This window comes from Lutispora sp. (assembly GCF_041687175.1).
GTDB lineage: Bacteria > Bacillota > Clostridia > Lutisporales > Lutisporaceae > Lutispora.
Window position 1 is genome coordinate 1 of the sequence record NZ_JAWLCK010000060.1, and the last position, 16,801, is coordinate 16,801.

Below are 16,801 nucleotides of genomic sequence, written 5' to 3' on the forward strand. Positions count from 1 at the left end.
AACTAATTATAAATATTGATTCTTGTTAAAATAGATACAAGAAATACTATTTTATTATTATAAACGTTGAAACATTGAAATTATTTTTTATCAATCTTCTTTAGCTTTATAGAACTAAAAATATGTATATAAAAATGAGCAATATCTATAATATGGAGAAAAATCTATCCAAGAATTGACTTATAGGTAATATATTTGATAATCATATAATTAGAACAAGTATATAATTTAATAATCTTAACAAAGTATATTAGCGGATCAAGTATTTTTTGCAAATAAATTTATTTATTAAAAATGATTTCGTTCTTATTACATTAAGATTTTATGTGTTATTGTAAATTAATAATATGTGTTTATATTAAAAGTATAGTATTCACATTTTATATAACTTGTCCGCTATTACCATGCTTTATTGACAAAGATTAACTTTATTTGAGTCATGAAACATATAAAAAGAGAAAGGAGTGGTCTTTATTTCATTATTATATGAGGAATATAGCATATGGAAAGGAGTACATTTCATAGATCGATTAAATAAAATTAAAGCTGAAGGGATATGCGATCCGGTCTCGTTACAGATATCTTTAACTAACTTATGCAACAATAATTGCTTTTATTGTTATGTATCAGAGCAAAATAAGTTAAAGGAGTCGTTGGACACTGATGTTGTACTCAGGCTACTGAATGAAGCAAAAAAAATGAATGTCAAATCAGTTGAAATCACTGGAGGTGGTGAACCAACATTACATCGAGACTTTGATATTATAGTCAGAAAAATCAATGAATTAGAGCTTGAACTAGGATTAGTTACAAATGGTTTTCATATTGTTCCGGAAGATCTTAACTTTGCTACATGGGTACGTATTAGTATAGATTCTTTCAATAGTGAAACATATAAAAGAATACGAAAAGCAGACATGCCTGATTTGAAGCCTATAGAAGTTTTATGTAGAAATTCCAAAGTAGCTGTTGGTGCTTCATGTGTAATTACTCCATACAATTACACTTCCCTTTATGAGTTTGCTAAAACTGCAAAAGAGATAGGTTTCAAAAATGTGTGGTTTAAACCAGTTAAGATTAATGGAAGTTCAAAAATAATAGACGGCTATAAAGAGGTGTGTTTAAAGCAGTTTGAAGATACTATGAACCTTGTGGACGATAATTTTAAAGTTTTTTATCCTAGTTTTAATGGAAATAGGGGAGCTAATAACAATAAATGCTTTAGAAGGTGTATACAGCAGCATTTATCAGCTTTTGTATGGTCTAATGGGGATTTGTACCCCTGTTGTTCATTACAAGGTTTCAAAGATATGTGTATTGGAAATATTAATAGAAATAGTTTTATAGAACAATGGAACAATCGTAAAATAATAGAACCAAATGAATGCTTTTTAAGATGTTTTTGGGAAGAGAAAAATATTTTTTTAAATTATATAATGCTAGATAATCCACCTCATGTGAATTTTGTATAAAAATAAATTCAGCAAATAGACTGATTTTATATCAAAAATAGTAAGCAAAGTAAGGATGATTATTATGAATATGCAGTTTAGCTCAGTAAGAGAGATATGTAAAGAAGGAAAACGACAAATATTGAAAACTGCGTACGAGAACGAAAGGGAAGCAACAATATCACAGATTAACTATCTTCTCAATCTTCCTAATGATATAAAACATATTTTTCCTGAAATACTAGACTATTGTATATCAGAAAATGAAGTATGGTATATTATGCCATTGTATGAAATGACAACTCTAGATTCAGAATTGAGAAAAACTGAAATGCCTTTGGAAGACCTAAAAAAAGTTATTAAGACATTAATTGAAATATTGTTCGAAAAGGTATATGACGCTAATAAAGTACCATTTAATAATTACGTATATGAGGCTCATATAAAAAGGATAAAGAAACGTATTAAATATTTAATAAGTGTTTGCCCAAGATTGGAACCTTTGATAGTGTCAAAATCTATATTAATTAACGGAAAAGAGTATATTAATATTAATAAGCTGATTGATAATTTAGAAATCTCATCAGTGATGGAGATATTGACACCTAAGTTAATTGGATTTATTCATGGAGATCTCGAAGCCAATCATATTATGTTTGAAATATTAAAGGATAAGGTAAACATATGTCTTTTGGATCCTCGAATGCCATCAGAAGGCGGGGATTATTCGTATGATTTAGGAAAGTTATGGCAATCATTGGATGGATACATGCATAATTTACAGGCTGGATTTTATGATTTAACATTTGATTTAAAAAGTGAGAATCCTGAGTTTATATTTAATATAAATACTTTAAGACCATATGATGAACTGAAATGTCTTTGTGAATATGCAAAGCAGTGTGTAAATAGTAAAATATCACATATTGATAGTAACTGGATGGCAAGATGTTTGTTTTCGCAGGCAGCTCACTTTTTAAGTGCTCCACCTTTTTATATTGGAAGAAACTTTCCACCTGATCTGTACTTAGCTCTATATTTGAGAGGAGTAATTTTGCTGAATGAGTTTTTTGAAAGCTATGATATAAAAATAGTGGTGTAATTATAATTAAAAATTAATATTAGGAGGATTTATGTATATGAGAGTTTCATATGTTGAAAGCTGTGTAAATTGCATTCTTGAAATGGCATCAAGATATTTGCAGAAGCCATATAACCTATTAGAGTTGTTTGGGGGTAGAGGTAGAATTTACACACAATTTTTAGCTCAAAAATGTACAAGCACTATTGGATGGGAAATCAATAAAGATTGTGAAAATGAGTTTTTGAAAAATGTACCTAACAGTAAGTTCATTAATATAGATACAGTGAAGACTCTCAGCGAAGCAGATGAAATTAAACTAGGATGTGATGTGAACATCATATCTATTGATAATCCTCTTGGTATTTATAATGGTAAATATTGTGAGCATTTTGAGCTAATAGATCACATTCATAAAGTTATCAAGCATAAAAGCATTGTAGCATTCAATATTGTAAAAAAACCTTATGGTATTGAAACACAACAGAATTGGGTGGTTAGACGGAAGCAATTTTATGATACTGATTTAGTGGAACTGGATATGAGTTTAATCCCACAGTTTTATCAGAAAATATTAATCAATCAAGGTTTAAATGTATATGAAATGAAGCTAATATGCAGAGAATTACACGAAGGGCAAGATTATTTTTACATGCTTATATGTGCATTGGAGCCGGGAAATGGAGGGGAAGAAAGCAAATGAGAGTAGCAATTAGCCAGCCTGAACACTTTCCATATTTAGGTTATTTTCAAAAAATGGTAGCATGTGATCTTTTTGTTATATTAGATAGTGTACAATTTTCTGGTCCAAGGAGTTTTCAGAATAGAAATTGTTTTACAAATAAGGCAGGGTTAAAACAATGGTTTACTGTACCTGTATCAAAAAATTCATATTTTAAATGTATTAATGAAGTTGAAACTGCACCTGATTATGGATGGAGGAAGAAACTTATAAAAACACTGACACAGAACTTTCGAGGTATTGACTATGAAAAAATATATAATTATGATAAATTGGTTGACATAAACTTAGAAGCAATAGGCGTATGCAGGACAATACTTGGAATAGAGACACCAATGATTAGGAGTTCTTCTCTTTCAGTAGGAGGTTCAAAAGTAGAGCTAATCTATAATATATGTAGAGAATTAGGGGCATCCGAATATATTTCTGGTCAAGGAGCAAGAAAGTATCTAAATAATTGTGACTTTGGTAAAATTAAGGTTACTTTTTTAGAACCAAAAGTAGTAAGTATGGATTCTGTTGTAGTATATTTATCAAAAGCTACGGAGATACAGTTGGCAAAGACATTGTTGGAACCTTTTAGAATTAATGATTAGATTAAGTTATTGATACGTATTTTAGTATTTTGGGTGATGTACATGGATGGTGATAAATTGAGTCAAAACAAAATACATATTGATGGCATGGATTTCATTGAAATTGAAAGTTGTAGGTTCATTATGGGCACGATAGATGGAGATGAGTTGGCAACTGCACTTGAGAAAAGACGTAATATTTGGATATCTAAGAGTTTTTATGTTCAGACTACACCGGTTACGACTGGACAATACTTTAAATTTATTAATGAAACAGGCTATGATCACGATTATTATATAGAGAAATGGGATGGAGAAGATTGGGTAATTGGTCCTCATTTTATGGAGATTAATAGTAGAGGTGAAAATTACCCTATAGTAGGTGTATCTTACTATGATGCGCATAAATATATAGAATGGGCTTCAAAAAAGCATGGAAAAACCTTTAGATTGCCTACTGAAGCTGAGTTTGAATTAGCAGCTAGAAGCGGCTGCAAATGTATTGGAAACTGTAAATATGCAATGCTTGTCAATCAAGAAGGACTAAGTAGAAAAGAGGAAGAAAAGCCGCGCTCTGCACCTAGGGAAGTAAAGAAGGGTATAGTTACTGAGATAGGTTTGTATGATATGCATGGATTAGTATGGCAGTGGTGTGAAGATTGGTTTTTTCATTATGATTCTGAAGAACTTGTGGATCCAAAAGGACCTGAAAAAGAGCCACATTATGCGCCATGGAAGGGAGAACGATGGGCTCCCGGAAAAGTTATAAGAGGTGGGTCATTTAACTATCCATATTATCACTCACGTTGTTCAAACAGGCATTACTCAAAACCCTCTGATCGGAATATTAATGTTGGTTTTCGTTTATTTATATAAATTAACTAATTGTGCTAGTTTTCATTCACATAAAATCTACGAATGAGAAAGTTCAACATATTTATGTAATTTAACATTAATAACATCAAAAATGATTGGAGCCATATATGTGAAACTTGATATAACTTATTCTATAAAGTAACTCAATAAAAGTAATTGGATATTAAAAAATTTTATAATTGTCATCTATGAAATGATTGACGATATAAGCCAGAGAGCTATTTAAACAAGTATTAATAGTCCTTATAATAGCAATACTTCTATGATGGGTTATAGTCAAATAATTACCTTTAGTATTATTGCTGAAGTACTAACCATAGATTCTGAAGATGAGTGGTTTGGTTACTGTAATAAGAATATGAGTGGCCTGTTACAAAAGGTTCTGTATTGGGTCTAATAGAACTAGAACAATCTTCATTCAGTAATAGAAAAAATCCGAAAGAAGATTTCTGTTCTTACAGAACACATAAATCAGATATATCGGATTAACCTCCTTATTTTGGACAATATCACCCAATAGCTACGAATATCTCAGTATTTAAATTTTAAACTTATATTATAAATGTATAGCCATGCTTTCAATTTCTTTATCAAGGTTTTGAGTAAAAAACCCATTTGGAGTCTTGTATTTAAGACTTGAATGAATCCTGTTGGTGTTATAACGCTTCATGAACCTGGATACCTCAGCATAGGCATCCTTATAGCTGTTAAACTCGTACACACCTATGCATTCATCCTGGAAGATCCTGTGGAAAGCTTCAATATGAGCATTCTTATTAGGTGTTCTGCTAGGTATCCTTTCATGGTAAACATTTATTCCTGCACAGGCATCCTCAAACACATGACTAATAAACTGCGGACCATTATCAGTTCGGATAACCGGTTTGTTTGCACTATCAAATAAGTTCCTCTTGATCAGGCAGCGTCTTAATAGGCTTGCAGCATCAGAGCCTGTGCAACTGTAACCCATATGATAGTCGATAATAGATCTATCAAATACGTCTATCACTGATAACACAAAGAAAAACTTGTTTTCTCCAGTGATGTAACCATATTTGATATCTGCTTCCCAGAGTTCATTTGACTTTTTAATAATCCTGTTGACCGATATTGTGCTTTTAACTTGGGGTTTTATCACTCTCTGGTTTTTAAGAATCTTAAGTTCCTTACATAGCCTGTATACCTTTTTGTGATTGATGACCAGATTATATTCTCTCCTTAAAGTATGAGTGAGCTTATGATAACCATAGTAGAAGGCATAATCTTGGATTGCTTCCATAATATATTCCTTAATCTGTTCATCACAGACCTTGCTGCTATCATTAGTGAAGGAGTAGCCTAAAATAGGCCTTCCGATATTCTCAGGCTTTGCTTTAACTTTATTCTCTATGGAGATATGATAGTAATATGTAGATTTACTCAGACCGGCAAATTTAAGCATTATGACAGTCTTGTAGCCTTCATTGATATAATATTTGGCTACCTGCACCCTGTCCTTTATAGTCGGTTCGTTTTTTTAGAAGGTCTTTAAGTATGGCGATTTCAAGGTCCTTCTCCCCAAGTAACTTCTTTAGCCGATCATTCTCCTTCTCAATCTCTTTGTTGTAATTATTCGAGTTGAAGTTACTTGATTTTGGGCCCCTGGAGGAGCTGCCGTTGGTGGATTTCTTTCTGCCTTTAATCCATGTGTAGATTGTAGTAGCGGGTATGCCATGGTTTCTTGCAACCAATGTAGCATTACCTGTTTCCTCTACCTCTTTTAGTACTTGCTCTTTGAATTCATCTGAATATGCATTACCTTTCATATGAACATGCCCCCTTAAGCTTCTGATTTTATTCTAGCTAAAGGTTCGTGTTTTGTCCAAATTAATTAGGGGGCTTAAGAGATAAATCAGATATACAGAATTATTGACAGCATTCCTATCCTAGTATGTAAATTTGGGCGAGCACGTTTTCATAAGAAGTTTAAAGGATTCGGTGCTGCTTATGGTAAATGTGTATCCAAAAAGGAAATATATTTAAGATATAAACTACTCATTTTTGAAACCATAGATAGTTTAAAAAAGATGCTTTAATTATCTATGCTAGCATTGATGATAGGGCAGTTGCATTATATCGAACTAGCAATTATTAATATTTCTATGATTTCTAATAAAAGTATAGGTAATGATTTTGATGCTGCCCTTAAAATCTGAAAAAATAAAAATATGTAATTTTTTAAAAGATTTGAAGCATAATTCAGTTTTTTAATGAAATATGGCAGATTATTTTTTCATTAAGGTTATGAATTGAAACATCAACGTCTTAACTTATTTGATAATTCAATTTTCAAAGAGTACTTACAAAGTTTTTTAGAGGATTCAAACAAGAGTTAAAATCAAGCTATTGGCTTATAAAATCTGTTATTGAATTAAAAAACTTATAGGCGGTGAGTTACATCTAAAATCAAAGAATTTGTATTTTAGATAATTAATCCGCATGAGGATTATATAGAGCTATTATATACAATATTAATTGGTATATAATTCCTTGTGATGAAATCCATATACATGTTAATAACGGTTAAATCAGTATAAAAAATATTCTGAGTTTTAAGTGGGTTCTGTTTGAGGTGTATAAGGGATACAATATTTGGCATGAGGAATTGCTCCTTTCTGGAAGTAAAATTGATTCTAGCGAGAATACTGTAACAGAAAGATGTCCAGTTTTCAATTTCAATTAACTTAATAAAACGTTTATATGAAATAGGAGGATAATATGTTTTTTAACGCAATTGTTATATCAACTGATATAGATGATAATAGAAATAGGGTTTATTCCAGCAGTGATATTAAACGCATACTTGCATCTGCAATATATGCTACTGATAGAATTTATTTTGTAAGTCGTGAGGAAAATGATTGGATAAATACTCTGCATGGATTTGGTGTTTGCTGCATAAGGCCGAATGATGATTTAAAAGTGATTTTTAATGATGATCCATCGTTTGTATTATTTTTAATTAATTGTAATATTACTATAGGGTATATGGAGTGGAATTATATCTACAACAAAGTAAATGAACTAGGTGCTGACATAGTATCATTAGAAATAGAAGGTACTATGTTAGGAAACGACTCTTTTATTATCGCTGTTTCTTCAAAATTAATCAGGGATTGCATGGGGAAAACACTAATTTCAGAATTTATGGATTTCATTAAGCAGACTAAGAAAAAGAAGACATTAACAGTTGAGTTGTTACATGTATATGAGTCGAAATTTAATTATAAAAACATGTTCAGTATAATGGATAATAGTGATAAGTTTATAACAAGATCTATATGCAGTTATTGGATACGCAGAGGTGTGAATTTCAAGGATATTGAAACTGTTATAATAGATCCAAGTGTAAAGCTGGAGCCTGGAGTGGTTATTGGACCCATGGTAATACTTGAAAATAATACACAGATATGCGCAGGAACATATGTTGGTGCATTTTCTTGGATAGAGAATTCAAACATTGGAGCTAACTGTCACATATGGTCTTCAACAATAAAAGATTGTAGGTTAGGAGAGGAAGTTAATGTTGGACCGTATGCTTATTTGAGGGGCAATTGCAATATAGGGAAAAAAGCCTCAATAGGAGCACATAGCGAAATGAATGATACCATATTTGGTGAAGGGAGTAAATGTAAGCATTTTTCTTATTTAGGGCACGCCTATATTGAGCCAAAGGTGAATATTGGAGCTGGAACTATTACATGTAATTATGATGGTAAAGAAAAGCATAAAACAATAATAAAAAAGGAAGCCTTTATAGGTTGTGATACAATGATTGTTGCACCAATTTGCATAGGCGAGAAATCAAAAACAGGTGCAGGTTCAATTATAATTGAAGATATTCCTGATAATAGCCTTGCAGTAGGGGTACCCGCCAAAGTTATCAAAAAATTGTAATAAAAAATCATGTAATAATATGATAATAATCATAATGTATGTAGAATTTTTAATTTCCCTAAATTTAAGTTAGACGATTGCAGAATGAAAAAGAAGTAAAAAAAGAAACAACTGTGGATAACTTTAAAAGAAAAATCATAATGGAGCTCCTTGGAAGGCATGACAAAAAAGCCCTATGGATTTAAAGGCTTTAAATTAAAAGATTGGATGACTCAGCTGTGTGGATAAGTTTGCTAAGCTGTATATTTAAGAAGCCTTTTGATATTCCTCAAGTACTGGGGTTTGTTGATAGCATGAGCGATAATAACAGTGATGAGCTTTGTAATTGCAACCAGGTATAAGTCGGAGCGCATGCTTGTGGTATTAACAGTCCTTGGTGCCTCAATAGCAGGATTCTTTTAAGTGAGGCAAGAGTTCTTTCAATAGTCGCACGATGTTTGTAAGTTTCTTCCCATTCCTGGGAGCATCTTTGAATACCTGGATAAAGTCTGAAATCCTTGTGGGGATATTTATAGCAGGTTACGGTGCTTTTAGTGGGTTTACATGGCGTTTCACAAAGGCACTTGAAGTTGCTTCCCACTCTGATAGATTTAGGACATATGTATTTAAGCCTGAAGCTTCTGGTTTTACCTTTGCAGGAACCATCAGGCAAGAAGGGTTCTTGTGTTAAAGGACAAAGTGGAGTACCATCCGAATCAACTTTGGTGATAGAAGAATCCATACCCTTTGTATTTCTGGGGTGTTTAATGTAAAATAAAAATGGACAAAAGTGAAAAAAGAATTCCTCACTTTTGCAATTAATAAATCCTCGGAAATGAAAAAAGCCATTGAAGGCACCACCATTTAAAATTATCCTTGTATTAGAGACCAATCTTTTACAAGGAGGAACTGGAGGATGCTATCAATGACTCAAAAAAATCATATCAGAAAATTGTACTACGAACAAGGTATAAGCATAAGTCAAATTTCTAGAGAAACCAACTTTGACAGAAAAACAATCAAAAAGTATGTAGATAAGAAAGATTGGAATGAGGATCCCATTGATAAGATTGCAAAGAGAGGAAGACCGGAAAAACTTAAACCTTTTAAAGAAACCATAGACAAGTGGCTTATGGAAGACAAGACAGCAAGAAGAAAACAAAGGCATACAGCAAAGCGCATCTATGAAAGACTAACTGAATTATATAAAGATGAATTTGATTGTTGTTACAAGACAATATCAAACTATGTTATAGAAAAGAAAAGAGAAATATATGCAAAATCTGACGGCTACCTTCCTCTGGAACATAAGCCAGGAGAAGCACAGGTGGATTTTGGTGAAGCAGACTTTTATCTAAATGGCAGACTATACAATGGTTACTACATAAATCTCTCATTCCCATACAGCAATCAAGGGTATACTCAGCTTTTCAAAGGACAAAATCAGGAATGTCTTTTCGAAGGACTTATCAATATATTTAAGCATATTCAGGGAGTACCCTATAGGATATGGTTTGATAATGCCAGTACCATAGTTGCAAAGATATCAAAAAGCGGCAATAGAGATTTGACAGATGACTTTATGAGGTTTAAAGAACACTACAACTTTGAAGCTGCGTTTTGCAACCCTAACTCTGGTCATGAAAAGGGATCAGTTGAGGCAAAGGTAGGGTATCACAGAAGAAATATGTTTGTTCCTGTACCTCAAATAACTAATTTGGAAGAATACAATAAAGAGCTGTTAATAAAATGTGATAATGATGCAGATAGAGAACATTATCGAAAAGAAGTAAAAATATCAGAATTGCATATTGAAGATAGAAAAGCATTAATATCACTACCATCCGTAGAATTTGATGCAGGAAAATATTTAACCGTAAAAACAAACAGCTATGGGAAATTTACACTAAATAACGGACTACACGAATATTCTACATCTCCTAAATATGCAAATGATAAAATTCAAATCAGGATAACAGCTAATGAGGTGATTATCCTTGATGAAAACTACAGAGCAATCATAAAACATACTCGACTATATGGTGATACTAAACAGCAGAACATGCAATGGCTTCCATACCTGAATACTCTAGCAAAAAGACTTGGAGCATTGAAATATACTGGAATATATACCATGCTGCCGCATCCTATGAAAGAATATATAGAAACTTGCTCGAAATCTGAAAGGGGAAAAATCCTTCAAACAATAGCAGCAATTTGTGAAAAGTCAAACTTTGAAACAGCAGTAAAAGCGGTTAGCGAAGCTCTTTTGTATAAAGCAGCGGATGCAGATAGTCTAACGGCTCTTTTCAGCAGGATAAATACTCATGAATTTGATCTAAAACCTGCAAAAGTGCCTGAGAGTATACCTAAGCTTAGCAAGCTAGTTACCGATATATCTGCATATGATGCCTTGATAAAGAAAGCAGGTGAGGCCATATGCTAAGTCTTGAAATAGCAGCTTGCTGCAAGACTCTAAAATTTAGTCAAAACATGGTGGAAAACAGCCAAAGGATAACTGCCGACAACCATCAGGAATACTTACTTAAGTTATTGAAGCTTGAAATAGAACACCGAGAGAAGGCCAGACGAGATAGGCTAATAAAGAATGCAGGATTTTATACAATGAAATCCTTTGATGACTTTAAATTTGACGAAGTCACTGTCCCTACAAGCATAAATGTTGATTATCTAAGAAAGTGTGAATTCATAAGAGATAAGAGTAATCTAGTGTTTTACGGAAATGTAGGAACTGGTAAAACCCACTTAGCAACAGCTATAGGAATTGAAGCATGTAAACTAGGTAAAGCCGTTAAATTTTTCAGAACAGCAGCTTTAGTGAACAAGCTTTCAGAAACAAAGAAAGCTAAAGAACTCTCAGGCTTTATAAAGCAAATTATGAAAAATGATCTTTTGATATTTGACGAATGGGGGTATATACCCCTAGACAGGGATGGCTCACAGCTACTATTCGAGATAATATCAGAATGCTATGAGAGAAAGAGCATAATCATCACAACCAAAAAAATCTCCACCGGTGCCTGGGGAAAAATTTTTTCATAACTGAGGAAATAATTATTGCAAAAAACATTCTGGGGTTGAGGGGGATAAAAACCTTATCAAAGCCACAGCTTTTTAGGAAACCGAAATTATCATAACTGTCAAACTCGGAATCAGCAAGAAAATGCTTAAATTTTGAGTTTGGTAGGGAATCTAGAAAAGGAGTCAGCACAGGCTTAAGGGAAGCATTGTCAAAAGTATACTTTTGGTCTTCAGGTGTATCGAAATCGGAAGATACAGAAGAATAGAAAGCATCATCAAAGAAATGGATGTGAAGAGGAATTCCAAAACCATTGGTAAGCAGGCCAAACTTGTAGAAATAACCGAAATGACCGTTGACAAAATCCAGTTTAATATTGGGATTACAAGAAGACTGTTTAGGCATATTCTTGTAAGCAGCGGCGTAGGGATTAAAGTTATCGTTGTTTATTATCTTGGCAAATGCTTTTTGCTTGTTGATTTCACAGACCAAGGTTTTAGGGTTGCTTTCTTTGACTTTAGGCTTTAAACCGGAAGTATCATAAATGAGCATGGAACTAAGACCTTTAGCGGTAGAGCTGCTTGGGAGAGATTCATCCATCTGGTTGCAAATATCAATGATATATGGAACCATAGCATCAAAGAGGTTTGCAATATCCTTCTCGAAAGAGATTTTAAACCTACTGAAAAAGGATTCATCAGGAACATAATCATCAAACTGACAGAAGTCTCTGATTTCAGAAGACAAAGACAAAAAGATGCAAAGGAGACTGACAGTAGGGATGTTGAAAAAATGCATAATGAGAAGGGAAGCAAGTACAGAAGAGAGATTGAAATTCCTGCCACAGCCGATATTACTATAATAATTATTAATAAAGGATGTTGGTATAAAGGTATTGATATCAAAGTTATCTTTGAGAAGATTAAGGAATTTAACGGGTTTTTGAAAAGATAGGTTATTAAGCTCAGAAATCTGGTCAAAGAAGTTGAGTTGTTTAGATTCAGATAAACAAAACAAAGCTATTTCCTCCTTTGTGGTTTTGTGTTGTTACGGAGTCGTGCCCCTAATAATACTTTACCACATTGGAGTGAAATATAGATGATTAACAGAAAAAAGTCAAGCGATTTCAATGGTTGCAGTATTCTGCAACCGGCTAAAATTTAAGTATCAAGGAGTGATATTATGTCTAAAAAAACAATTATGTTTACTGGCGGTGGATCAACTGGGCATGTTGCACTAAACATTGAATTGATTCCTAAATTTCTAGATGAAAAATGGACTGTTGAGTATGTAGGATCATATGATGGTATTGAAAAACAACTGATTTTAAAAATGAATGATGTTATTTATAATTCCATATCAACAGGAAAGCTCCGTAGATACTTTGATGTAGAAAATATAAAAGATGTTAAGAGAACACTTACTGGGGTGCTTCAAGCATATAAACTCATTAAAGCTAAAAAGCCTAATGTTATTTTTGCAAAGGGTGGTTTTGTATCCTTTCCAGTAGTAATAGGCGCTTGGTTAAATAAAGTACCAGTTATATTACATGAGTCAGATGTAACACCAGGACTTGCTAATAAGTTATGTATGCCATTTGTATCTTTTGTCTGTATTACTTTTAATGAAACAAAAAAGTATATTAGATCTACAAAGACTGTATATCTGGGGCCTATTATTCGCAAATCATTAAATAAAGGAAATCCTGAGAGAGGCTATTCCCTTTGTAGATTTAAAAGGACAAAGCCAGTGTTGCTTATTATGGGAGGTAGCCTTGGAGCAAAGAAAATCAATACTGAAGTAAGAGCCTGTCTGAATACACTATTGAAGCATTTTAACATAGTACATATTTGCGGAAAAGGGCAATTGGTTGAAACTATAATCAAGGATGGATACGCTCAATTTGAGTATGTTGATACAGAACTTGCAGATATTATGGCTATAAGCGACATAGTTCTGTCAAGGGCGGGATCTAACTCTATACATGAGTTTCTATTCTTTCAAAAACCTATGATTTTAGTACCTCTTCCAAAAGGCTCTAGTAGAGGGGAACAGATTACTAATGCAGAACTATTTAAGAAAAATGGATATTGTGAGGTAATATATGATAATGATTTAACTGAGAAGACACTCATTAACACTGTTAATAAGGTATTTAATAATAGATTTTATTACATTGAAAATATGAAAAAATTCAGATTTGAAGATTCTCTTGATAAGTTATTTGAACTAATAGTACAAACGGCAAATAAAAAAAGATAAGGATATGCGATTAAGGAAAAAGTGTTGTGACGAAAAAAATCGTTTATGTTATAAAGTTTGTTGAAAGGTAGGTATACTTATATGAGTAGTGAAAAGCCAGTACTTATGGCGGTTGTTGCACATCCTGATGATGCTGAGTTAAGATGTTTTGGGACATTATGCAGGTATAGAGATAGTGGGTATAAATGCCATGTAATTATTATGTGTAGCGGTGAAAATGGAATATCACTTAATGACAGAGTGGTAATGAATGAAACTCATATGTTGAAACAAGAACGCCTTCAGGAAACAATTAAAGCATTTGAAGGTAGTAACATAAATGTAGAAATATTGGATGCTGATGATGCATACACACAGTTTTCAAGAGATTTAATCATTAAGATTGAAAAAAAACTTAGGATTAACAGACCAAAGATTGTTATAACTCATTATGTAGATAGTTATGGTGTAGATCACCAAGATCATCACTACGTAGGAATGGCGACAATAAACTCAGCTACAAGAATGGATTGTGTTGAAAAAATTTTACTTTGTGAACCGCTAATGACACTAAGATCTGGGTTTATTCCTAATTATTATGTGGATATAACAAAATATTTTGATTCAAAGGTACAAGCCTTGGCAAAACATAAGAGTCAGAAAGGTAGATTTTACCTAGAAAGGGAGTATCACCAAATAAAAACTGATTATTATGCTATAAATGTTGGATATTTACGAGCACAAGAGCACAGGAAATATGAAGCGTTTCAACTTCTATTTGCAGTGCGATAATATAATTTACAAGTGCTACATTATCTCTAAATGTAAATTATACATGGTTGGGAGGAATTGTTATGCGCTTTGTAGTAGATTCAGCCCATGGTGGTTATGGTTGGATAGAAAGGTCACGTAACCATAGGATGGAAATTGGTGATTTGTGGGGAAAATGCGGAGTAGTTTCAGAAACTGGTGAACTTAAGCATGTTTTGCTTAGAAGGCCAGGAAGAGAAGTCGAAAATATTGAGAGTCCTTCGGATGTTTTATGGACAGCAAAAATGGATCCAGAAAAAGCAAGGTACCAGCATGATGAACTTGCATATATATATGAAACATTAGGAGTTGAAGTCAGTTATATTGAAGATAATAGAGCAAATAGCTTTCCCAATATTATCTATGTAAGAGACATATTTACTATGACACAACAAGGAGCGATTATATCTCGTTTAGCTTCTAAAGTTAGGTCAGGAGAAGAGAGAATTATACAAAACGAATTATCTAGAATGGGTATTCCAATAATAGCAACTGCTCATGACAATATGTATTTAGAAGGACCAGATATTCTATTAGTAAACAAGGACTTAGTTTTTATTGGGGTTGGGTTAAGGACAAATAACCAAGCAGCCAAGTTTATATATGAATTGTTGAAGCTACAGGGATACACAGACATAATAATCATCCAGACCACGTATGGATGTGGTCATTTGGATGGCGTGATCAATATATTAAACTCAAAGTATGCAGCAATAGTACCGAAGAGAGCTTCATATGAAATATACTATAATTTGAAAAGACATGGCTTTACAATAGTTGATCTAAATAACATTGATGAGGTAGATGAATTGATGTCGATAAATTTTGTATCTATTAATGAGGATACTATTGTACTTAATAAAGGGGCTGTTGACACAATATCACTATATAAATCTTGCGGTATAAATTGCATTGAGGTAGATGTGTCAGAACTCATGAAAGGTGGCGGAGCTGTACATTGTATGACAGGTATTATTAGGAGGGAATGTGAATGAATATTTCTATTATAATACCAATAAAGGCTAAGCCTGGTGACAAAATTATTAATTTTGCAAATTATATTCTATGCTTATCAAATGAGCTTAAAAATTATGAGTGTGAAATAATAATAGCCGATGAAAGCGAAGATGAAGTGAGTTCTGTATTAAGCAAAATGTTTAAAAAAGCATGTAATATAAAACATTTTATTCCAGAAACAAGTGTACGTATTGGAGCCAATGACAAACTAAATGGTGTATACGCAGCACTTAATTATTGCAAATACGATAAAGTTTTACTTTTGGATGATCATTATAGACTTACCATAAGTACTTTAGAAAAAGTTAATAACTATTATGATGTATTTGATTGCTTCAAAATGATGCCAAAGTTCCATAATACTCCATTATCTGTATTGGTTGATCTATGCGGCATGTTCGTAATTAATGTTCTGGACTATAGAAAGCAATACTGTGGACATCTTGCTTTTAGAAAAAGCCAATATGATAAAGTTGGTTTCCCAAGCAGGGATGCGCTTTTTGATGAATTTGCAATGGAAAAACACTTACGTATAAATGGATATAACATTGGATTTGTAAAAGATGTTTCATTGGAAGCGATACAGGATATCACTTTTATTAAATTCTTGGAACAAAGAGTAAGGTATGCATATGAAAATTTAGCGATACCATCTAGATTTTTTTTATATGCAATTGTTATACCGATTACAATTCTTTTAGGGTTAATAAATATTAACTATTCAGTAATGTTTGCAGCAGCTATCACTTCGTTTATTATTCTAATCGCTTTTATTGGTCAGATTCTTTATGGGATGTCTATTGCACCTTTTTATACATTCTTGTTCAGTCCTGTTTGGTTTTGGTTTTATCCATTTACAACATGGATATCAATATATAAATATTTTAAAGGAGGAGTAATGTTCGGCGGGAGAAAAATTAAAAGAGCATCTTAGTAGTAAGTTAAGAATGGTGTTAGTATAATATTGTAAACATAAAAAGCCGAACGCTTTAAAATATTAAGAAAGGAAACGAATGTTATAATAGCAAAGTGTCAAAAGCGATGTATAGATAA

17 protein-coding genes are annotated in these 16,801 nt (G+C 32.6%); 14 read left to right on the top strand and 3 right to left on the bottom strand.

Features of this window, described 5'->3' with window-relative positions:
* The first annotated feature begins 464 nt into the window (after positions 1-464).
* From ACESM9_RS09535 to ACESM9_RS09555, 5 genes are all read left to right on the top strand, one after another.
* Entirely contained in the window at positions 465-1,472 is a 1,008-nt protein-coding gene (locus ACESM9_RS09535; protein ID WP_372997657.1) for a radical SAM protein, read from the top strand.
* 64 nt (positions 1,473-1,536) lie between these two features.
* Positions 1,537-2,553 carry a hypothetical protein gene (locus ACESM9_RS09540; protein ID WP_372997659.1) on the top strand — a complete coding sequence of 339 codons (1,017 nt, stop codon included), beginning with the start codon at positions 1,537-1,539 and terminating at the stop codon, positions 2,551-2,553.
* Positions 2,554-2,590: 37 nt separating this feature from the next.
* Positions 2,591-3,235 (top strand): hypothetical protein, encoded by a 645-nt coding sequence (locus tag ACESM9_RS09545; protein WP_372997661.1) that lies wholly within the window; start codon positions 2,591-2,593, stop codon positions 3,233-3,235.
* Positions 3,232-3,870 (top strand): WbqC family protein, encoded by a 639-nt coding sequence (locus tag ACESM9_RS09550; RefSeq protein WP_372997663.1) that lies wholly within the window; start codon positions 3,232-3,234, stop codon positions 3,868-3,870. The genes ACESM9_RS09545 and ACESM9_RS09550 overlap by 4 nt, the downstream gene beginning before the upstream one ends.
* Positions 3,871-3,912: 42 nt before the next feature.
* A complete protein-coding gene (locus tag ACESM9_RS09555; protein ID WP_372997665.1) occupies positions 3,913-4,725 on the top strand; it encodes a formylglycine-generating enzyme family protein in 813 nt (270 codons plus the stop codon).
* A gap of 556 nt (positions 4,726-5,281) precedes the next feature.
* Here the strand turns inward: ACESM9_RS09555 and ACESM9_RS09560 are convergent.
* Entirely contained in the window at positions 5,282-6,214 is a 933-nt protein-coding gene (locus tag ACESM9_RS09560; protein WP_372997667.1) for an IS3 family transposase, read from the bottom strand.
* On the bottom strand, positions 6,186-6,530 hold the full coding sequence (locus ACESM9_RS09565; RefSeq protein ID WP_372997669.1) for a transposase: 345 nt from the start codon (positions 6,528-6,530) through the stop codon (positions 6,186-6,188). Before ACESM9_RS09565 ends, ACESM9_RS09560 begins: the two co-directional genes overlap by 29 nt.
* 952 nt (positions 6,531-7,482) lie before the next feature.
* Between ACESM9_RS09565 and ACESM9_RS09570 the strand changes: the two genes are divergently transcribed.
* The 4 genes from ACESM9_RS09570 (at position 7,483) to ACESM9_RS09585 (ending at position 11,703) form a co-directional block, all read left to right on the top strand.
* Positions 7,483-8,661, top strand: a complete 1,179-nt coding sequence (locus tag ACESM9_RS09570) for a hypothetical protein (protein ID WP_372997671.1) — start codon at positions 7,483-7,485, stop codon at positions 8,659-8,661.
* Between the two features lie 599 nt (positions 8,662-9,260).
* Positions 9,261-9,413 (top strand): hypothetical protein, encoded by a 153-nt coding sequence (locus ACESM9_RS09575; protein WP_372997673.1) that lies wholly within the window; start codon positions 9,261-9,263, stop codon positions 9,411-9,413.
* Positions 9,414-9,565: 152 nt separating this feature from the next.
* Complete coding sequence (istA, locus tag ACESM9_RS09580) at positions 9,566-11,086, top strand: IS21 family transposase (RefSeq protein ID WP_372997675.1); 1,521 nt, start codon at positions 9,566-9,568, stop codon at positions 11,084-11,086.
* Positions 11,080-11,703, top strand: coding sequence for an ATP-binding protein (locus ACESM9_RS09585; protein WP_372997677.1), 624 nt, complete (start codon positions 11,080-11,082; stop codon positions 11,701-11,703). Before istA ends, ACESM9_RS09585 begins: the two co-directional genes overlap by 7 nt.
* Here ACESM9_RS09585 and ACESM9_RS09590 read toward each other — a convergent pair.
* The gene (locus ACESM9_RS09590) at positions 11,654-12,478 is read right to left on the bottom strand and encodes a transposase (protein ID WP_372997679.1); all 825 of its coding nucleotides are present in this window, start codon (positions 12,476-12,478) and stop codon (positions 11,654-11,656) included. The two genes, ACESM9_RS09585 and ACESM9_RS09590, sit on opposite strands and share 50 nt — an antisense overlap.
* Here ACESM9_RS09590 and ACESM9_RS09595 point away from each other — a divergent pair.
* The 5 genes from ACESM9_RS09595 (at position 12,473) to ACESM9_RS09615 (ending at position 16,682) form a co-directional block, all read left to right on the top strand.
* Positions 12,473-12,634 (top strand): hypothetical protein, encoded by a 162-nt coding sequence (locus tag ACESM9_RS09595; RefSeq protein WP_372997681.1) that lies wholly within the window; start codon positions 12,473-12,475, stop codon positions 12,632-12,634. The genes ACESM9_RS09590 and ACESM9_RS09595 overlap by 6 nt on opposite strands.
* 228 nt (positions 12,635-12,862) lie before the next feature.
* Positions 12,863-13,942: an undecaprenyldiphospho-muramoylpentapeptide beta-N-acetylglucosaminyltransferase gene (locus tag ACESM9_RS09600; RefSeq protein WP_372997683.1), complete on the top strand. Its 1,080-nt coding sequence runs from the start codon at positions 12,863-12,865 to the stop codon at positions 13,940-13,942.
* A gap of 81 nt (positions 13,943-14,023) precedes the next feature.
* Positions 14,024-14,713 (top strand): PIG-L deacetylase family protein, encoded by a 690-nt coding sequence (locus ACESM9_RS09605; protein ID WP_372997685.1) that lies wholly within the window; start codon positions 14,024-14,026, stop codon positions 14,711-14,713.
* A gap of 62 nt (positions 14,714-14,775) precedes the next feature.
* Positions 14,776-15,726: a dimethylarginine dimethylaminohydrolase family protein gene (locus tag ACESM9_RS09610; RefSeq protein ID WP_372997687.1), complete on the top strand. Its 951-nt coding sequence runs from the start codon at positions 14,776-14,778 to the stop codon at positions 15,724-15,726.
* Positions 15,723-16,682 carry a glycosyltransferase gene (locus tag ACESM9_RS09615; protein WP_372997689.1) on the top strand — a complete coding sequence of 320 codons (960 nt, stop codon included), beginning with the start codon at positions 15,723-15,725 and terminating at the stop codon, positions 16,680-16,682. Before ACESM9_RS09610 ends, ACESM9_RS09615 begins: the two co-directional genes overlap by 4 nt.
* Positions 16,683-16,801: the final 119 nt, after the last annotated feature.